Raw genomic sequence first — 17023 nt, 5'->3', positions numbered from 1 at the left:
GAGTCTCTCCTGCTCAGCGTGACTTCGGGTCGAAGGCGTCGCGCACGGCGTCACCGAGCATGATGAAGGCCAGCACCGCCAGGGACAGGAACAGGCTGGGGAACAGCAGGATGTGCGGCGTCGTCCGGAGTGCCACGAGGGCGTCCGAGATCGCCACGCCCCAGGACACGGCCGGCGGCGTGAGCCCGATGCCGAGGAAGCTCAGGGTCGCCTCGACGGTGATGAAGACACCGAGGTTGATCGTGGACACGACGATGACCGGCGCCAGGGCGTTGGGCATGACGTGGGACCGGATGATCCGCCACGGGCTCGCCCCGAGGGCACGAGCCGCCTGGACGTAGTCGTTGGGCTTGACCTGCAGCACGCTGGACCGCATGAGGCGGGCGATGCTCGGCCAGCCGAACACGGCCATCACGAGCACGACCTTGCCGACGACGACCAGGTAGCGCGAGTTCTCGTCGTTGGGGAACGTGGACATGAACAGGATGCCGCCGAGCAGCAGCGGGATCGCGAAGAACATGTCGGTGATGCGCGAGACCAGTGAGTCCAGCCAGCCGCCGTAGTAGCCGGCGAGCACGCCCATGGTCACGCCGATGACGACCGTGACCAGCGTGGTGAGCACGCCCACCAGGATGGAGGCGCGGGCACCGTAGATCGTGCGGGCGTAGATGTCGTAGCCCTGGATGTCGCGGCCGAACCACGCGTTGGCGTTGGGACGCTCGCGCGCCTGCTTCAGCACCGCGGCGTTGGGGTCGACGTTGGTGAACAGCTGCGGCACCGCAGCCATGACGATGAACAGCACGATGAGCGTGACCGACACCCAGAAGATGGGGTTGCGCTTGAGCTGCCGCCACGCGTCGGAGGCGAGTGAACGCCCCTCGTCCGCCTGGCCACCGGTGGGGGCGCCGGCCTCGGCGCCTACGGCAATGGTCGATGCCTCAGTCATGGCTGATCCTCGGGTCGAGCACGCCGTACAGGAGGTCGACGAGCAGGTTCACGACAAGGAAGACGAGCACCAGGATGGTCACGGTGCCCACGACACTCACCGGGTCGCGGTTGCGGATGCCGGTGAACAGGAAGCCACCGACGCCCTGGATGTTGAAGATGCGCTCGGTGACGATGGCGCCACCGAGCAGGCCGCCGAAGTCGGCGCCGATGAAGGTGACGACCGGGATGAGCGAGTTGCGCAGGGCGTGCACGCCGAGCATGCGTGGACGCGACATCCCCTTGGCGATGGCCGTGCGCAGGTAGTCGGCGCGCAGGTTCTCGACGAGGTTGGTGCGCGTGAGTCGTGCGGCGTACGCGATGGACGCGCTGCCGAGCACGAACGCAGGCAGGACCAGGCGGTAGACCGTGGCGTCCGAGCCGACGGTGGCCGGGAAGATGGGCCACTTCAGGCCGAAGGAGTACTGGAGCGAGACACCGATGACGAAGACCGGCACGGAGATGACGAAGAGCGTGCTCACCAGGACCAGGTTGTCGATGAACTTGCCCTTGCGGATGCCCGCGAGGACACCGGCGATGATGCCGATGACCGTCTCGAAGAGGATGGCCATGGCGGCCAGCTTCGTCGTGACCGGGTAGCGCTGGGCGAGCTCGTCGACGACCTTGATGTCACGGAAGTTCGTGCCCAGGTCGCCTTGGAGGAGGTTGCCCATGTAGGTGAGGTAGCGGACGTGCAGCGGGTCGTTGAGCCCGTGCTTGTCGCGGAACTCCGCGACGAAGGCCGCCGGGCAGGGGCGCTCACCGCAGAGGCCGATCGTGGGATCGCCGGGGAGCGCGTAGACCATGGCAAAAATGATGAACGTGGCGCCAAGCAGAACCGGGATCATCTGGATCAATCGCCGCAAGATGTACTTGTACACGTCACCTCCTCTGGTTTGACGCCACCGGGTGGGGGTGTTCCCGCTGGCGTGGCTGGACGAGCCGGGACGTTACATCACGTGGGCGCCGCTGCTCATCACAACATAGTCGTATGGGGGGTGCTGGGGGCAGGAGGCGGGGTCTCCCCTCGACTGCCCCCGGACAGGCCATCGGCCTGCCGACACTGGGCCGGCAGGCCGACGACGCTGTGGGTGGGTCACCCTGCGGTTGCAGGGATTCCCGGGACGGCTTACTTCAGCGCGAGGCTGGAGAAGTCGATCGTGCCGAACGCGGTGATCTTGACACCGGTGACCTTGTCGGACCAGCCGAAGGTGGCGGTGGAGTACCACATCGGGATGGCCGGCATGTCGTTCGCGAGGAGCGCCTCGGCCTGCTGGTACTTGGCGTTCGCCTGGGCGGCGTCCGTCTGGGCAGCAGCCTCGTTGAGGAGCTTGTCGAACTCGGGGTTGCTGTAGTCACCGTCGTTGGAGGACGCGCCGGTCTTGAAGATCGGGGCGAGGAAGTTCTCGATCGACGGGTAGTCCATCTGCCAGCCGGTGCGGAACATGCCCTTCATCTTGCGGGCCGCGATGTTGGCGCGGAAGGTGGAGAAGTCCACGACCGGGGTGGCGACACAGTCGACACCGAGGGCACCCTTGATGGAGTTGCAGGTCGCCTCGACCCACGCCTTGTGAGAGGCGTCGGCGTTGTAGGAGATGGTCATCTTGCCGCCCTTGAAGCCACCGGCCTCGTCGAGCTTGGCCTTCGCCTTGGCAGCGTCGAACGTGCACCACTCGCCACACTGGTTGGCCTTGTAGCCGTCCACGACCGGGGAGACCCAGCCGGTGGCGGGCTGACGGGTGTTGTTGAAGATCTGCTTGATGATCGTCGGGCGGTCGATCGCCATCGAGATCGCCTGGCGGACCTTCGGGTCGGCGTAGTTCGGGTCGACCTTGGACGGCGCGAACGTGATCGTCTGGATGACGCCGACGGCCTTCTGGGCGTTGCGGTCCGGAAGGTCCTGCTTGTACTTGTCGTCGATCATCGCCGAGGAGGGAACCTCGTCGGTCACGTCGAGGTTGTTGGCCTGGACGTCGGTGTAGGCAGCGTCAGCGTCCTGGTAAATCTTGAACGTGATGTTGTCGAGCTTGCCACCGAACTTGCCCGAGTAGTCAGCGAACTTGCTGAGCTTGATCTCGGTGTTCTTGGTCCAGGAGTCGAACTTGAACGGGCCGGCGCCGATCGGCTTCTCGCCGAAGGCCTTCGGGTCGTTGAAGAACGAGTCGGGCAGCGGGGAGAAGGCCGAGTAGCCGAGACGGACCGGCATGTTGGAGACCTTCTCGGTCGTCTTGATGGTGAAGGTGTAGTCGTCCTTCACCACGAGACCGGTCATGGTCTTGGCCTTCGGGGTGTAACCCTTGCAGGGGTCCTCGGAGTCCTTGCCCGCGCACTGCAGGTCGCCGAAGCCCTCGATGGGCTCCATGAAGTAGCCGGAGGACTGGGCGTTCGGGCCGTAGGCCGCGTAGTTCCAGGCGTCGACGAAGTTCTTGGACTTGACCTCGGTGCCGTCGTGGAACTTGTAACCCTTCTTCAGGGTGACGGTGAAGTTCTGGTTGTCCGTGGACTCGATCTTGTCCGCGATGTCGTTCTCGGGAGCAGCCGTCTCCGGGTTGTAGTGGACGAGCTTGGCCGTGATGGCGTCGAGCACGTTTCCACCACAGGTCTCCGTGGTGTTGCTGGGGATGAGCGGGTTCTGGGGGTTGCACCCACGGACCGTGACAGTGCCGCCGGTCTTGCCGCCGCTGGCACTGGAGCTGGCGCCCGTCTTGTCGCTACCGCCACCGCACGCTGCAGCAAGCAGCGCGACAGAGGCAACACCGGCAAACAGGGTCACCGTGCGAGTAGTTCCTCGCATTGATGTCCTCCTACTTAAGGGTCAGCCGTCCGGAATCGGACGGGTCGGTCCGGGCTGCTCACCGGGTGGAGCGCAGCCCTGTAACGCACAGGGCGTTCGTGTTGTGGCACCCATGAAAGAGCAAGCAAGGAGTAAAGGCGACGTTCTCAGCCAACCCGAGACAAAAACGTGATCGTCCCGAGCCCTTGCCGAGAGCAGATCTTCGGCGGGCGCGGCGTTTGGCCGGTTCGGGGCCTTCGTCCGGAAGCCGTTCGCCGTGCCGGTCAGCGGGCGGCCACCGTGGCGGTCCCCCGCCCGGCGACGCCGACGGGCTAGCGTGGGCAGGTGCCCTACGACGACGACCTGCGCCTTGCCCACGTCCTGGCGGACGCCGTCGAGCGGATCACGATGGCCCGGTTCAGGGCGGAGGACCTCGTCGTCGAGTCCAAGCCCGACCTCACCCTCGTGAGCGACGCGGACAAGGCGGCCGAGGAGCTCGTCCGCAGCCAGCTCAAGCGGACCCGACCTCGTGACGCCGTCGAGGGCGAGGAGTTCGAGACCACCGGGCACGGACCCCGGCGCTGGGTCATCGACCCGATCGACGGCACCCACAACTTCGTGCGGGGTGTGCCGGCCTGGGCCACCCTGATCTCGCTCGTCGACGACGGCATGCCGGTGCTCGGCCTCGTCGCCGCACCGGCACTCGGGCGGCGGTGGTGGGCGGCGAACGGCTCGGGCGCCTGGTCGGGTCGCTCGCTGGCTGCCGCCAAGCGCATCCACGTCTCGAAGGTGTCGCGCGTCGAGGACGCGTCCCTGTCCTACTCGAGCCTCGCCGGCTGGCGCCGGGTCGACCGCCACGCGCAGTTCCTCGAGCTGACCGACGACTGCTGGCGCACCCGCGCCTTCGGCGACTTCTGGTCCTACATGCTCGTGGCCGAGGGTGCGGTCGACATCGCCGCGGAGCCGGAGCTGGCCGTGCACGACATGGCCGCCCTGGTGCCCATCGTCACCGAGGCCGGCGGCCGCTTCACCTCCCTCGCCGGACAGGACGGGCCGTGGGGCGGGAACGCGTTGGCCACCAACGGGATCCTGCACGACGAGGTGCTCGAGCGGCTCGGGACCGACGCCCGGGCCTGACCCCTCAGTTGGGGACTACCGCGACCTCTCCGCGGCCCAGGCTCCGGATCCCCTCGGCGTGTGCCGACGCGTCACCGACCACGACCACCGTCCACTCCCCCTGCACCCAGCGCCGGTAGGCCGTGACGAGGTCGTCGGCCGTCAGCGCGCGGATGCGCTCGAGGTTGCTGGTCGTGAACTCGGTCGTCAGGCCCTCCAGCGCCAGCGTCGCGGCCTCGTCGGCGACGGCGTCGGCGGTGGCGAAGCGCCCGGGGGCGGTCTTGCTCACGAAGTCGACCCCCGCCCGGACCTCGTCGTCGGTGAGCCCCTCACGCACACCGTCGAGGATGTCGAGCAGCAGGCCCACCGACTCCACCGTGGAGTTGGCGCGCACCGAGCCCGAGGTGAGGAAGAGACCGCCGGAGCTGCGGGGCCGGAACACCGAGCGGATGCCGTAGGTGTAGCCCTTCTCCTCGCGCAGCACCGCGTCGACCCGCGCGTTCGGCGAGCCTCCGATGACGAAGCCCAACACCGGGTACGGCGCCCAGCCGCCCTCGGCGCGCCGGTCGGGTCCGGCGCAACCCACGAAGAGCTCGCTCTGCACCGAGCCGGGGCGGTCGACCAGGACGATGCGCGCGGCATCGGGTGAGCGCACCGCGGCCGCGCCGGGCGTGGTCTGCCTCGTCGCCTCCCACGAGCCGAGCGTCTGCTCGAAGTCGTCGACCACGTCCAGGCCGGAGAGGTCTCCGGCGACGACCACGGTCATGCCCTGCGGGCCGACGTGACGGGCGTGGAAGGCCACGACGTCCTGCCGGGTGAGCGCACCGACGGTCTCGGCCGTCCCGGCGCTCGGGCGCGAGGCCCGGTCGTCGGCGTCGTAGAAGGTGGCGACGAACTCACGGGCGGCCCGTTGCGGCGCGAGTGCACGCTCCTGCTCGATCTCGGCCAGGCGCGTCCGGCGGATGCGCTCGACCTCCGCCTGCGGGAAGACCGGCTCGGCGAGGGCCAGCCTGAGCAGCCCCAGCGCCTCCGGGAGGTGGCGCTTGGGCACGTCGAGGTCGACGCCGAGGCCGGCCTCGTTGACCGACGCGCCGAGCGCGATGCCCTTGCGTTCCAACAGCTCTGCGAACTCCTCGGGCGAGTGCTCGGCAGTGCCCTCGTCGAGCAGCCGGGCCATCGCCGTGGCCACGCCCTCGATGTGGCGCGGCTCGGCCGACAGCGGCAGCGGCAGCACGGTGCGTACGGAGACGACGTACTGGCCCGGGATGTCGTAGGCGAGCAGCTCGATGCCGTTGGACAAGGTGTGCCGGGCGGGGACCGGGAAGCTCCACGGGCCCGGTGGGGCGACCTCGGGGCGCGCCGCGTCGCCCTGGGCCTCGGTCACGGTGCTCATGCGGCGTCCTCCTCGGCGGCCACGAGGTGCCGCACGACGGCCCGGCTCTCAGGGCGCAGCCAGGCGGCGGCGGCCTCCCGCACCTGGTCGGGCGTGACCTGGCCGATGCGGTCGAGGAACGTGTTGACGAACTGCTCGTCGTCATGGAGGAGGACGTGCTGGCTGATGAGGTCGGCCCGCTCCTCGTGCCCGGCCAGGGCAGAGAGCCAGCTGCGCTCGGACTGGGCCAGCGCCGACTCCATCTCCACGGCGGTCGGCCCCTCGACGGCGAACCGCTCGAGCTCCTCGACGACGGCCGCCTCCAAGGTCGCGGGGTCCTGGCCGTCGGCGACGTCGAGGACGAAGAACCCGAGCGACACCCCGTCCACGAAGCCCATGGCGTGGGCCTGCACGGCGTTGGCGACCTGCTCGCGACGAACGAGCCGTTGCACCAGGCGCGAGGTCGACAGCCCCCCGAGGGCGTCGATGGCCAGCGCAGAGGCGAAGAACTCGTCGGTGTTGTCGACCGGCAGCCGGAAGGCGATGTGGACGCGATCGTTGGGCACGGCGCCGGGACGGTCGACCGTGACCGGTGCGGTGAGGGGCGCCAGCTGCGGCAGGGTGTCGCGCGGCGTCTCGGCCGTCGCCGGCAGGTGCCCGAAGTAGCGCTCGGCCGCGGCGAACCCCTCCTCCGCGGTGAGGTCGCCGACCAGGGTCAGCACCGTGTTGTTGGGCCCGTAGTAGCGCCGGAAGAACGCGTGCACGTCCTCGAGGCTCGCGGCGTCGAGGTCCTCCATCGAGCCGATCGTCGGGTGGTGGTAGGGGTGCTCGGGCGGGAAGACCGCGGCATACACCTCGATCAGGGCCTTGCCGTAGGGGACGTTGTCGTAGCGCTGGCGCTTCTCCTCCTTGACGACGTCCCGCTGGTTGTCGAGGTTCTCCTGCGTCACGGCGTCCAGGAGGTGGCCGTGGCGGTCGGCCTCCATCCACAGCGCCAGCTCGTAGGCACCCTTGGGCACCGTCTCGAAGTAGTTGGTGCGGTCGAACCAGGTCGTCGCGTTGAGTCGGCCGCCCTCGGCCATCAGCCGCGTGAAGTGCTCACCGCTGGCGATGTTGCGCGACCCCTGGAACATCAGGTGCTCGAAGAGGTGCGCGAACCCGGTGCGGCCCGGCGTCTCGTGCCGCGAACCCACGTTGACCCACAGGTTGACCGTGACGGTCGGGACGCTCGGGTCGGGCGAGACGACGACGCGCAGGCCGTTCGCCAGGGTCCGCTGGTGGATCGGGTAGTCCAGGGGCATGGCCAAACCCTAGGCGAAGCCCCCGGCTCGCGCGCCCGACCTGGGCCGGCACCGCGTCGGGGTCAGAGGGTGCTGCTGCCCTGCTCGCGGGCCTGGGCGACGGACTGGGCCGGCGGTCGCTTGTCGGCGGGCACCCGCGGCAGGGAGGGCGCGTACCCCTCCCCCAGCTGCTCGATCGCGGTGCGCGCGAACACCTGCTGCTCGGTCACCGTGCGCTCCGACCGGCCGCGGCCGACGAAGCTGACGGCCCAGTGCAGCAGCGTGGTCAGGCGGTGCTTGAACCCGATGATGTAGACGAGGTGCACCGCGAGCCACAGCACCCAGGCGGCGAAGCCGCTGAAGTGCAGCTTGCCGATCGAGGCGACCGCGCTGAACCGCGAGATCGTCGCCATCGAGCCCTTGTCCTTGTAGGCGAACGGGCCGGCCGGCTCCTTCCCGGCGAGGCGGCGCTTGATCTGGTCCGCGGCGTAGCGGGAGCCCTGGATGGCCACCTGGGCCACACCGGGGTAGCCCTTGAGGGCCGCCATGTCGCCGACGACGAAGACCTCCGGGTGGCCCGGGAGGGTCAGGTCGTCGTTGACCTGCACGCGGCCGGCGCGGTCGACCTGGGCACCGGACTGCTCGGCGAGCTGGGCGCCGAGCTCCGAGGCCTGGACCCCGGCGGCCCAGACCTTGGTCACGGCCTCGATGCGTCGGGTGCTGCCGTCGGAGTCCTTGACGTCGATGCCCGTGGCGTCGACGCCCGTGACCATGGCGCCGAGCTGCACCTCGACCCCGAGGCTGCGCAGCTTCTCGGCCGCCTTCGCGCCGAGGTGGTCACCGAACGCGCCGAGCACGGTCGGAGCCGCGTCGAGCAGGACGATGCGGGCGCGGCTGGTGTCGATGGCCCGGAAGTCACGCCGGAGGGTGCGCCGCGACAGCTCCGCGATCTGGCCGGCCATCTCGACCCCGGTGGGGCCGGCGCCCACGACGACGAACGTCATGAGGCGCTGGATCTCCTTGGGGGTGCTGGCCAGCTCGGCCCACTCGAACGCACCGAAGATGCGACCGCGCAGCTCGAGGGCGTCGTCGATCGACTTCATGCCGGGGGCGTAGCGGGCGAACTGGTCGTTGCCGAAGTAGGACTGGCCGGCCCCGGCGGCCACGATGATCGAGTCGTAGGCCGTGACCGTCTCGCGGTCGAGCACCCGCGAGGTGACCGTGCGGGCGGCGAGGTCGATGTGCGTGACGTTGCCGAGCAGGACCCGCGCGTTGTCCTGCCGGGCGAGCACCTCGCGCGTCGCCGGGGCGATCTCGCCCTCGGAGAGGATGCCCGTGGCCACCTGGTAGAGCAGCGGCTGGAACAGGTGGTGCGTGGTCTTGGCGATGAGCGTGATGTCGACGTCGGCGCGCTTGAGCGCCTGGGTGCCGAACAACCCCCCGAATCCCGAGCCGATGACGACGACGCGGTGGCGGGGGCGGGTCTGGGCCTCGTGCGACATACCGACAACTCTCCTGTGAAAGACGAAGGACGGCCACCCCACCGATGGGGGGTGCCGTCCTCGATGACGCTCGTGCGTTGTGGTCAACAACCCTAGTGGCAGGGGTATGCCGCGGCTGCGGTCCGTGCTCGCGGTGCGACCGGCGTCACGTCGGGCGTCTCAGCCCGTGGCCCCCGGGGTCGTGTCGGAGGGCGCCGGCACGACCGGGTCCGAGGGCGGCGTCGTGGTGGTCGGCGGAGCTGGCGTGGTGGTCGAGGACGAGCTCGGGGGCGGCACGGGTGTGCGGGTCGGTGGCGCCGTCCTCGTCGTCGACGGGGCGCTCGGGGCCGTCGTCCGGGTGGTGGCGGGTCGCGTGGTGGTGCTCGCCGTGCTCGTGGTGGACGAGCTGGTGGTGGACGAGGTGCTCGAGGTCGTCGAGGTCTCGGGGACCGGCAGGTCGCTCGCCCGGCCACCGGACCCGACCCTGAACGCCACGTCGTCCATCGCGGCCAGCCCGTGCCGGCTGAAGAACGCGACCCAGTCGGTGACGGCTGCGACGTAGTCACCCGAGAAGTTGTAGGACAGGATCGCCGAGCGCAGCTGCCCGTCGGCTCGCAGGTCGCGCCCGTCCGCACACAGGTACCCGGCCGTGGCCAGGGCTGCGTCGAAGACGTTCTGGGGGTCGCGGCGACCGTCGCCGTCACCGTCGCGACCCGCCCAGCGCCAGGTGCCGGGGAGGAACTGCAGCGGGCCCATCGCGCGGTCGTAGCTGCTGTCACCGTCGTACGCGCCACCGTCGCTGTCGTGCACGACCGCGAACGGACCGCCGTCCAGCAGCGGACCGTAGATCTGGGGCGTCACCCGGTGGTCGCCGTCGACCGACCGTCCGCCGACCGACCCGGACTCGACCTGGCCGATGGCTGCGAGGTGGGCGGCGCTGAGGTGGCAGCCGTCCGGCGCCTTGGCCACGGCGGACACATAGGCCTTGGCCAGGACTGCCTGCGGGGTGCCGGGTGCGGGCATCGCGCCGGTGGCGGCGGTGCGGGGAGGTCGCGGCGGCCGGCGGACGGCGGCAGCCCGGGTCACCCGGGCGACAGCGACAGCCTGCACCACCACGGGCCGGGCACGGTCACGGTCGTCGAAGGACCACGTGTCGGGGACGTCGGCGGTGGACAGGACGGCGGGAGCCGCCACGGCAGCGTGACTGCCCGCGGGCTGCGCGGTGACGGACCGCTGCACCACGGCCGCCTGCAGGCCGAAGGCCGCGACCAGGCCGCCGAGCACGGCCAGCTTGAACACCTTCACGCCGTCCCCTGCCCCTCTCTCGACCCCAGCAGCCTGCCCTGCGACGCCTGCAAGGGCTCGTGGACGGCACGTGTTCGGCACGAACGGACGAGGCCAGAACGGTCACTGGCACCACCAGCCACACCGGCACCGCCGGCGACCACCGACCCACGCCCACCCGCGCCGGCGGACGCGTGGTCGCAGGGCGTCAGAAGAGCCGCTGTGACCGCGTGTCCTCGGACTCCTCCACCGCGAGCAGGAACCGCTTGCGGTCCAGGCCCCCGGCATACCCCACCAGGCTGCCGTCGGCACCGACCACCCGGTGGCACGGGACCACGATGGCCAGCGGGTTGCGTCCGTTCGCAGCACCCACCGCCTGGCTGAACCCGACATCGCCCAGGGCCCGCGCGAGGTCGCCGTAGCTGCGGGTCTCGCCGTACGGGATCTCGCGCAGCAGGGCCCAGACCCGCTGCTCGAAGGCGTTGCCCACCGGTGCGAGGGGCAGGTCGAAGGACGTGCGCCTGCGGTCGAAGTACTCCTCGAGCTGGGTCGCCGCAGCCTCGAACGCGTCGTCGTCGCGCTCACCGAACCACGAGTCGTCGGGACGGTGCTTCGCCGCGTCCATGTGGACCGCCACGAGCGCGCCGTCCTGCGCCACGACGGTGAGCTCACCGATCGGGGACGCGAGGACCGAGTGGGTCCTCGGGCCACCCGGTGCCGCGCCGCTCATGCGCGGGGAGGCTCGAGGGCGGCGGCGACGCGAGCGGCGTACTCCCGTGCCTCGTCGTCCGAGGCGTACTTGGTGCGCGGCCAGAAGAACCCGCGCAGGCCGTCGCCCTTGGTGCGCGGCACGACGTGCACGTGCAGGTGCGGGACCGACTGCGACACGACGTTGTTCATCGCGACGAACGAGCCCTGCGCGCCGAGCCCCGCGACGACGGCCCCGGCCGTGCGCTGGGCTGCCCCCATGAGCACCGGCAGCAGCTCGGCGGGCAGGTCGGCGAAGGTGTCGACGTGGATGCGCGGCACCAGCAGGACGTGCCCCTTGAACAGCGGACGGGTGTCGAGGAACCCGAGGACGAACGGCTCGTCGACGACGACGGTGGCCGGCACGGAGCCGTCGACGATCCGGCAAAAGAGGCAGTCCACCCGATGGACCCTAGCCGCCGGGTCGGACAGTGCGGGCGCCCCTCAGGCCTTCCTGGGCGGACGGGGAAGGAAGTAGCTCGTGCGCTGGCGGTAATCGGCGTAGCCGGGTCGCTCGCCCATGTGCTTCTCGAGCAACCGGGCGCCGGTGGCGAAGACGAGGAAGTAGGTCATGACGACCGGCGACAGGAAGGTCAGGACCCCGGGCCATGCGCTCGCGGAGACCAGGTAGATGCCCCACCAGACGCAGGAGTCGCCGAAGTAGTTGGGGTGCCGCGTCCAGGACCACAGGCCACGGTCCATGACCTTGCCCTTGTTGGAGGAGTCGGCCTTGAACGCCCTGAGCTGGGCGTCGCCGACCGCCTCGAAGGCGAGCCCGACCGCCCAGAGCAGCAGTCCGACGACGGCCACCGCGGTGACCCCGGGGCCGGCCGCGGCACTGACCTGGATGGGCAGGGAGACGAACCACACGGCCGCGCCCTGCACGAGGTAGACCTTGCGGATCGCGACCCAGGTGGGGTTGCCCTCCTCCTTGGCCAGCATCTCCTCATAGCGCGGGTCCTCGCCCTTACCGGCGTTGCGCCGCGTGACGTGCCAGGCGAGGCGCAGGCCCCACACGGCGACGACCAGCACGAGGGCGAGTCGCCGCCAGCCGGTGCCGTCGCCGACGAGGGCAGCCACGAGCGCCACGACGACGAACCCGAGCCCCCACGTGGTGTCGACCACGCTGACCCGCCCCTGGCGCGCGCCCACCACGGCGGTCACGGCCATGAGCACGAGGACTGCCAGCAGCGAGAGTCCGCTGACCGCAACGAAGTTCGAGCCGTCGAACATCACGACCACGTCGTCGGTCGCTGCGGGGGAAGACCCGAGGTGCCGCGGTCCGGGCGGACGGAGAGGATCTGGTCGACCCCCATGCGACCGTCGCGGAAGGCCATCGACCCACCCACGAGGTAGAGGCGCCAGACCCGCGCCACCTCCTCGCCCACGAGGGCGACGGCGCGGTCCCAGTTGGCCTCGAACGTGTCGTGCCAGGCGTCGACGGTGCGCACGTAGTGCTCACGCAGGGCGTGCACGTCGCGCACCTCCAGCCCCGACTCCTCGATCAGGTCGACGGTCTGCCCGACCGGGCGCATCGTCATGTCGGGGGCGATGAAGGACTCGATGAACGGCCCACCGCCCGGGTGACGGCCCCGGCGCGACATCTGCTGGATGAGGACCCGCCCACCGGGGCGGACGCGGTTGTGCAGCACGTGGGTGTAGGTGCGGTAGTTGCGCTGCCCGACGTGCTCCCCCATCTCCAACGAGACGACCGCGTCGAAGCCGCTGTCCGGCACGTCGCGGTAGTCCTGCAGCCGGATCTCGACCCTGTCCTGCAGGCCGCGCTCGGCGATGCGGGCGTCGATGAGCTTCTTCTGCTCGGCGGCGATCGTCACCCCGGTGACCTGGGCGCCGAAGTGCTCGGCGGCGTACAGGCTCATCGAGCCCCAGCCACAGCCGATGTCGAGCAGCCGCATCCCGGGCTCGAGGCCGAGCTTGCGGCAGACGAGGTCGAGCTTGTCCCGCTGGGCGTCCTCGACCGTGTAGTCGGGATCGTCGGAGGTCCAGTAGCCGCACGAGTAGGCCATGTGCGGGTCGAGGATGAGCTCGTAGAACTCGTTGGACAGGTCGTAGTGGTGGTGGATGGCCTGCCTGTCGCGGCCGAGGCTGTGCAGGCGCCCCTTGAGGACGGCCTGGCTCGCCGGAGGGGGCAGCGGGATGCTTAGTGCCCCAACGCTCTTCGCCACCTTGACGACTGCGGCGAGCGTCGCCGGCGTCGGGCGTATGCCGCCCAGCCCGCGCTCGTGCGCGACGTCCCACACGTGGGTCAGTGCCGTGCCGAGGTCGCCCTCCACGTCGAGCTCGCCGGTGACGTAGGCCTGCGCCGCGCCGAGCTCGCCGGGGTGGCGCAGCAGGCGTCGCAGCGCCCGCGGCGAGCGGAGCACGACATGGGGCGCATCGGCCGGTCCGGCGCTGCTGCCGTCCCAGGCGGTCAGGCGCACGGGCAGCTCACCGCCCACGAACGGCGCCAGGGCCTCGGCGACCTCGGTCGCCACCCCCGGCACGGACGTCGTCGTGGTGCGGGTGGTGGTGGTCTGCGTCGCGGTCATCGGCCCCCCTCCCTCTCGAGGACGAGCTGTTGGACGTCGAGGTAGCCGGAGCGGAAGCCCGCCCGCGAGTACTCGAGGTAGAAGTGCCACATGCGGTCGAAGACCTCGTCGAAGCCGAGCTGGTGGATGCGGTCGAGCGAGGCCAGGAAGCGCTCGTCCCACAGCCGCAACGTCTCACCGTAGTGCTGGCCGAAGGAGAGCCGCTCGGTCACGCGGAGCGAGGTCTCTACGCGGTTGACGTCGATGATCGCCTGGGTCGAGGGCAGGAAGCCCCCGGGGAAGATGTACTTGTGGATCCACGTGTAGGTGTAGCGCGTGGCCAGCATGCGGTCGTGCGGCATGGTGATCGCCTGGACCGCCACCTTGCCGCCCGGCGCGAGCACCCGGTCGATGGTGCGGAAGTACTCACCCCAGTAGTCGTGGCCCACGGCCTCGATCATCTCCACGGAGACGACCGCGTCGAACTCGCCCTCGACGAGCCGGTAGTCGAGCAGCTCGACGTCGACCCTGTCGGCGAACCCGGCTGCGGCGATACGCTCGCGGGCGAGAGCCTGCTGCTCCGACGACAGCGTCACCGAGACGACGCTGGCCCCCCGCCGGGCGGCGCGGATCGCCAGCTCACCCCACCCGGTGCCGATCTCCAGCACCCGCGTCCCGTCGCCCACCCCGGCCGAGTCGAGCATGCGCTCCACCTTGCGGCCCTGGGCCTCGGCCAGCGCCTCCCACGTGGGCACGAGGTGCGGGGTGCTGAGCGTCACGCGCTCCCCCGCCAGCGGGGTGCCGGCCACGTCGTCCGCCTCGAACAGGGCCGAGGAGTAGCTCAGCGTGCTGTCGAGGAACGTCGCGAACATGTCGTTGGACAGGTCGTAGTGGCGCGCGATGTTGTTGCGGGTGTTGGTCGTCGTGTTCTTCTCGGTGTGCGGGGCCCGGGCGACGTAGAACGCGCGCAGCCGCTGCAGCGGCTCGGGGATCAGGGTGCCCATCTGGGCGGCGAAGATCTCGAGCAGCCCGCCGAGGTCCTCGGCGTTCCAGTCACCGACCATGTAGGACTCGCCGAAGCCGATGAGCCCCCCGGCTCCGACGGCCGCGAAGAACGCGTCGGGCCGCTCGATCACCATGAGGGGCGCGGCAAGGTCGCCGATGCCCCCGCCGACGATCGCCTCGCGGCCGATCTGCACGCGCACGGGCAGGCGGCGGACGACGGACAGGAAGATGCGGCGCGCGACAGCGCCCTCGACGGCGCGACGGACCCTGGCCCGACGGGCCGTCAGGTCGGGCCAGCGGGTGGGGTCGATGACCGGGCTCGTGGAGAGGCCGGCGGTGGCGGTGGTCACTGGACTGCCTCCTGGTGGTGGGAAGGTCGGGGCTGGACCGGCAGGCGCCGCAGCCACAGCCAGATGCCGTGGATGCGGATGCGCGCCGAGACGGCCAGGGGTTCGAGGGGTTGGGTGAGCGCCAAGCGCAGGACGGTGCTGGTCCGCACCGGCAGCGCCCGGCCGGTCATGCCGGCGACGAACGGGGCGTGGCCCGGACGGCGCAGGACGACCTGGACGCGGAGCTGGTCGTCGGGCTCGGGCACCACGAGGCTGTAGGAGCCGGAGACGTCGTTGAAGGGGCTGACGTAGAGCGCCTTGTCGACCTCCGCACGGCCGCGGTCGTCGGCGTGCACGAGGTAGGCGTGGCGGTCGCCGTAGGTGTTGTGCACCTCGACCACGGTGCACACCAGGCGTCCGTCGCGGCCGTGGCACCAGAAGAGACTGATCGGGTTGAAGACGGTCCCGAGCACCCGGGGCACGGCGAGCATCATCACCCGTCCGCCCCCGAGGTCGACGCCCCGGGACGCGAGGAAGGTGTCGATGTTCTGCCGCAGGGTGCGTCCCGGGTCGCCGAGGTGGTCACGCGACTCGAACCGTGCCAGGGGCGCGAGGCGTCCCAGCTGCGGCAGGTCGTCGACGTCGACGAGCCACTGCTGGCTGCGGGTCCGGAACCGGTGTGCCACCGGCTCCTTGCGCGCATGGTGGACCGAGGTCGCGTAGATGCGCGTCGAGGCCGGGGCCTTCACCGCACCGCCGCTTCCGTCGGCACCGGCCGCCCTGCCGGCTCGTCCCAGTCGACGCCCAGGGCCGCTGCGGCGCGGACGCCCGCGAGGGCGCCGTCCTCGTGGAACCCCCAGCCGTGGTAGGCGCCGGCGAACGCGATGCGCGCAGTGTTGATCACCGGCAGGCGACGTTGCGCCGCAACGGATTCCGGCGTGTAGAGGGGGTGCTCGTAGTACATGGTGTCGAGCACCTTCGCCTGGTCGACGCAGTCCATGCCGTTGAGGGTGACCAGGAACCGCGGTCCCCGCACGTCCAGCCGCTGCAGCCGCGTGAGGTCGTAGGTCACCAGGACCCCGGTGCCGGCGGCAGCCGAGGGCCGCCGCCAGTAGTTCCACGAGGCCCGCGCACCCTCGCTGCGAGGCAGGACCGCCTCGTCGGTGTGCAGCTGGGCGACGTTGCTGGAATAGTGGATCGAGGAGAGCACCTCACGCTGGGTAGGGGTCGCCTCGCCGAGCATGGCGAGCGCCTGGTGCGGGTGGGCGGCGACCACGACCGAGTCGTACGTCTCCGATCCACCCCGGGCGTCCTCGACGACGACGCCGAGCGAGGTCTCCACGACGGAGCGCACCGGGCTGGAGAGGCGGATCTCGTCGAGACCGGCTGCGAGCGCGTCGACGTAGCGCTTGGAGCCACCGGTGACGGTGCGCCACGTCGGCGACCCGAAGACGGTGAGCATGCCGTGGTGGTCGAGGAACTCGAACAGGTAGCGGGCCGGGTAGTCCAGGGACAGGGACGGGTCGCAGGACCAGACGGCGGCCACGACCGGCTCGAGGAAGTGCCGCGTGAAGTAGGTGGTGAAGCCGACGCGCTCGGCGAAGCCACCCAGGGTCTCGTCGACGCCGTCGTCGCCGAGCGTCCGGGCCAGGACCGCACGCGCCTCGCGGTGGAACGTGCGCACCTCGGTCAGCATCCGCAGGTACGCGGCGTCGGTGAGGTTGCGCCTGCGGGGGAACAGGCCCTTGGCCTTCTTGGCGCCGGCGTACTCCAGGCCCGACTCGTCGTCCCGGACGGACATGCTCATGTCCGACTCCTGCGTCGCCACACCCAGCTCGGCGAACAGGCGCAGCAGGGTCGGGTAGGTGCGGTCGTTGTGCACGATGAAGCCGGTGTCGATGCCGACGGTGCGACCTCCCACCTGCACCTCGTGGGTGTCGGCGTGGCCGCCGAGGCGGCTGTCGGCTTCGTACAGGGTGACGGGGCCGCGCGTGCTGAGCACGTGCGCGGCCGCGAGTCCTGCGATCCCGCTGCCGATGACGGCGCGGCGTGGTGCTGGCATTGGTGTCCATCCGATCGTGGTCAACTGCTGGTCGTTCGTCGTGTGCGCCTGGTCGGATTGCC

At 70.5% G+C, this 17023-nt stretch carries 15 protein-coding genes; 1 reads left to right on the top strand and 14 read right to left on the bottom strand.

The annotated features are described in order from the left end of the window. Positions 1 to 13 precede the first annotated feature (13 nt). The 3 genes from ASG70_RS08830 to ASG70_RS08820 form a co-directional block, all read right to left on the bottom strand. The gene (locus ASG70_RS08830) at positions 14 to 946 is read right to left on the bottom strand and encodes an ABC transporter permease (RefSeq protein ID WP_056883470.1); all 933 of its coding nucleotides are present in this window, start codon (positions 944 to 946) and stop codon (positions 14 to 16) included. Continuing rightward, the gene (locus ASG70_RS08825; protein ID WP_056883469.1) at positions 939 to 1865 is read right to left on the bottom strand and encodes an ABC transporter permease; all 927 of its coding nucleotides are present in this window, start codon (positions 1863 to 1865) and stop codon (positions 939 to 941) included. The genes ASG70_RS08830 and ASG70_RS08825 overlap by 8 nt, the downstream gene beginning before the upstream one ends. 248 nt (positions 1866 to 2113) lie before the next feature. Further along, positions 2114 to 3571, bottom strand: a complete 1458-nt coding sequence (locus ASG70_RS08820; RefSeq protein ID WP_235531416.1) for an ABC transporter substrate-binding protein — start codon at positions 3569 to 3571, stop codon at positions 2114 to 2116. Positions 3572 to 4102: 531 nt separating this feature from the next. Between ASG70_RS08820 and hisN the strand changes: the two genes are divergently transcribed. Next, positions 4103 to 4894 (top strand): histidinol-phosphatase, encoded by a 792-nt coding sequence (gene hisN / locus ASG70_RS08815; RefSeq protein WP_056883467.1) that lies wholly within the window; start codon positions 4103 to 4105, stop codon positions 4892 to 4894. 4 nt (positions 4895 to 4898) lie between these two features. Here hisN and ASG70_RS08810 read toward each other — a convergent pair whose 3' ends face one another. The 11 genes from ASG70_RS08810 to ASG70_RS08760 all read right to left on the bottom strand — a co-directional run bounded on the left by ASG70_RS08810 (position 4899) and on the right by ASG70_RS08760 (position 16961). Then, a complete protein-coding gene (locus ASG70_RS08810) occupies positions 4899 to 6266 on the bottom strand; it encodes a pitrilysin family protein (RefSeq protein WP_056883466.1) in 1368 nt (455 codons plus the stop codon). Further along, a complete protein-coding gene (locus ASG70_RS08805; protein WP_056883465.1) occupies positions 6263 to 7546 on the bottom strand; it encodes a pitrilysin family protein in 1284 nt (427 codons plus the stop codon). Before ASG70_RS08805 ends, ASG70_RS08810 begins: the two co-directional genes overlap by 4 nt. A 62-nt stretch (positions 7547 to 7608) precedes the next feature. Then, positions 7609 to 9027 carry an NAD(P)/FAD-dependent oxidoreductase gene (locus ASG70_RS08800; RefSeq protein ID WP_056883464.1) on the bottom strand — a complete coding sequence of 473 codons (1419 nt, stop codon included), beginning with the start codon at positions 9025 to 9027 and terminating at the stop codon, positions 7609 to 7611. Between the two features lie 159 nt (positions 9028 to 9186). After that, a complete protein-coding gene (locus ASG70_RS08795; protein WP_056883463.1) occupies positions 9187 to 10311 on the bottom strand; it encodes a lytic murein transglycosylase in 1125 nt (374 codons plus the stop codon). A 187-nt stretch (positions 10312 to 10498) separates the two neighbouring features. Continuing rightward, on the bottom strand, positions 10499 to 11020 hold the full coding sequence (locus ASG70_RS08790) for a methylated-DNA--[protein]-cysteine S-methyltransferase (protein WP_056883462.1): 522 nt from the start codon (positions 11018 to 11020) through the stop codon (positions 10499 to 10501). Further along, on the bottom strand, positions 11017 to 11439 hold the full coding sequence (locus ASG70_RS08785; RefSeq protein WP_056883461.1) for an HIT family protein: 423 nt from the start codon (positions 11437 to 11439) through the stop codon (positions 11017 to 11019). Before ASG70_RS08785 ends, ASG70_RS08790 begins: the two co-directional genes overlap by 4 nt. A gap of 42 nt (positions 11440 to 11481) precedes the next feature. Then, positions 11482 to 12270 (bottom strand): DUF1295 domain-containing protein, encoded by a 789-nt coding sequence (locus ASG70_RS08780; protein WP_056884091.1) that lies wholly within the window; start codon positions 12268 to 12270, stop codon positions 11482 to 11484. Beyond that, a complete protein-coding gene (locus ASG70_RS08775; protein WP_056883460.1) occupies positions 12270 to 13586 on the bottom strand; it encodes a cyclopropane-fatty-acyl-phospholipid synthase family protein in 1317 nt (438 codons plus the stop codon). The genes ASG70_RS08780 and ASG70_RS08775 overlap by 1 nt, the downstream gene beginning before the upstream one ends. After that, positions 13583 to 14920 (bottom strand): class I SAM-dependent methyltransferase, encoded by a 1338-nt coding sequence (locus ASG70_RS08770; protein WP_056883459.1) that lies wholly within the window; start codon positions 14918 to 14920, stop codon positions 13583 to 13585. The genes ASG70_RS08775 and ASG70_RS08770 overlap by 4 nt, the downstream gene beginning before the upstream one ends. Beyond that, entirely contained in the window at positions 14917 to 15648 is a 732-nt protein-coding gene (locus ASG70_RS08765; RefSeq protein ID WP_056883458.1) for a DUF1365 domain-containing protein, read from the bottom strand. Before ASG70_RS08765 ends, ASG70_RS08770 begins: the two co-directional genes overlap by 4 nt. Beyond that, positions 15645 to 16961 carry an NAD(P)/FAD-dependent oxidoreductase gene (locus tag ASG70_RS08760; RefSeq protein WP_056883457.1) on the bottom strand — a complete coding sequence of 439 codons (1317 nt, stop codon included), beginning with the start codon at positions 16959 to 16961 and terminating at the stop codon, positions 15645 to 15647. The genes ASG70_RS08765 and ASG70_RS08760 overlap by 4 nt, the downstream gene beginning before the upstream one ends. Positions 16962 to 17023 lie beyond the last annotated feature (62 nt).

This window comes from Phycicoccus sp. Soil748 (assembly GCF_001428025.1).
Taxonomy (GTDB): domain Bacteria; phylum Actinomycetota; class Actinomycetes; order Actinomycetales; family Dermatophilaceae; genus Pedococcus.
Note: the sequence above shows the minus strand (reverse complement) of the source record. Positions and strands in the feature narration are given on the sequence as shown.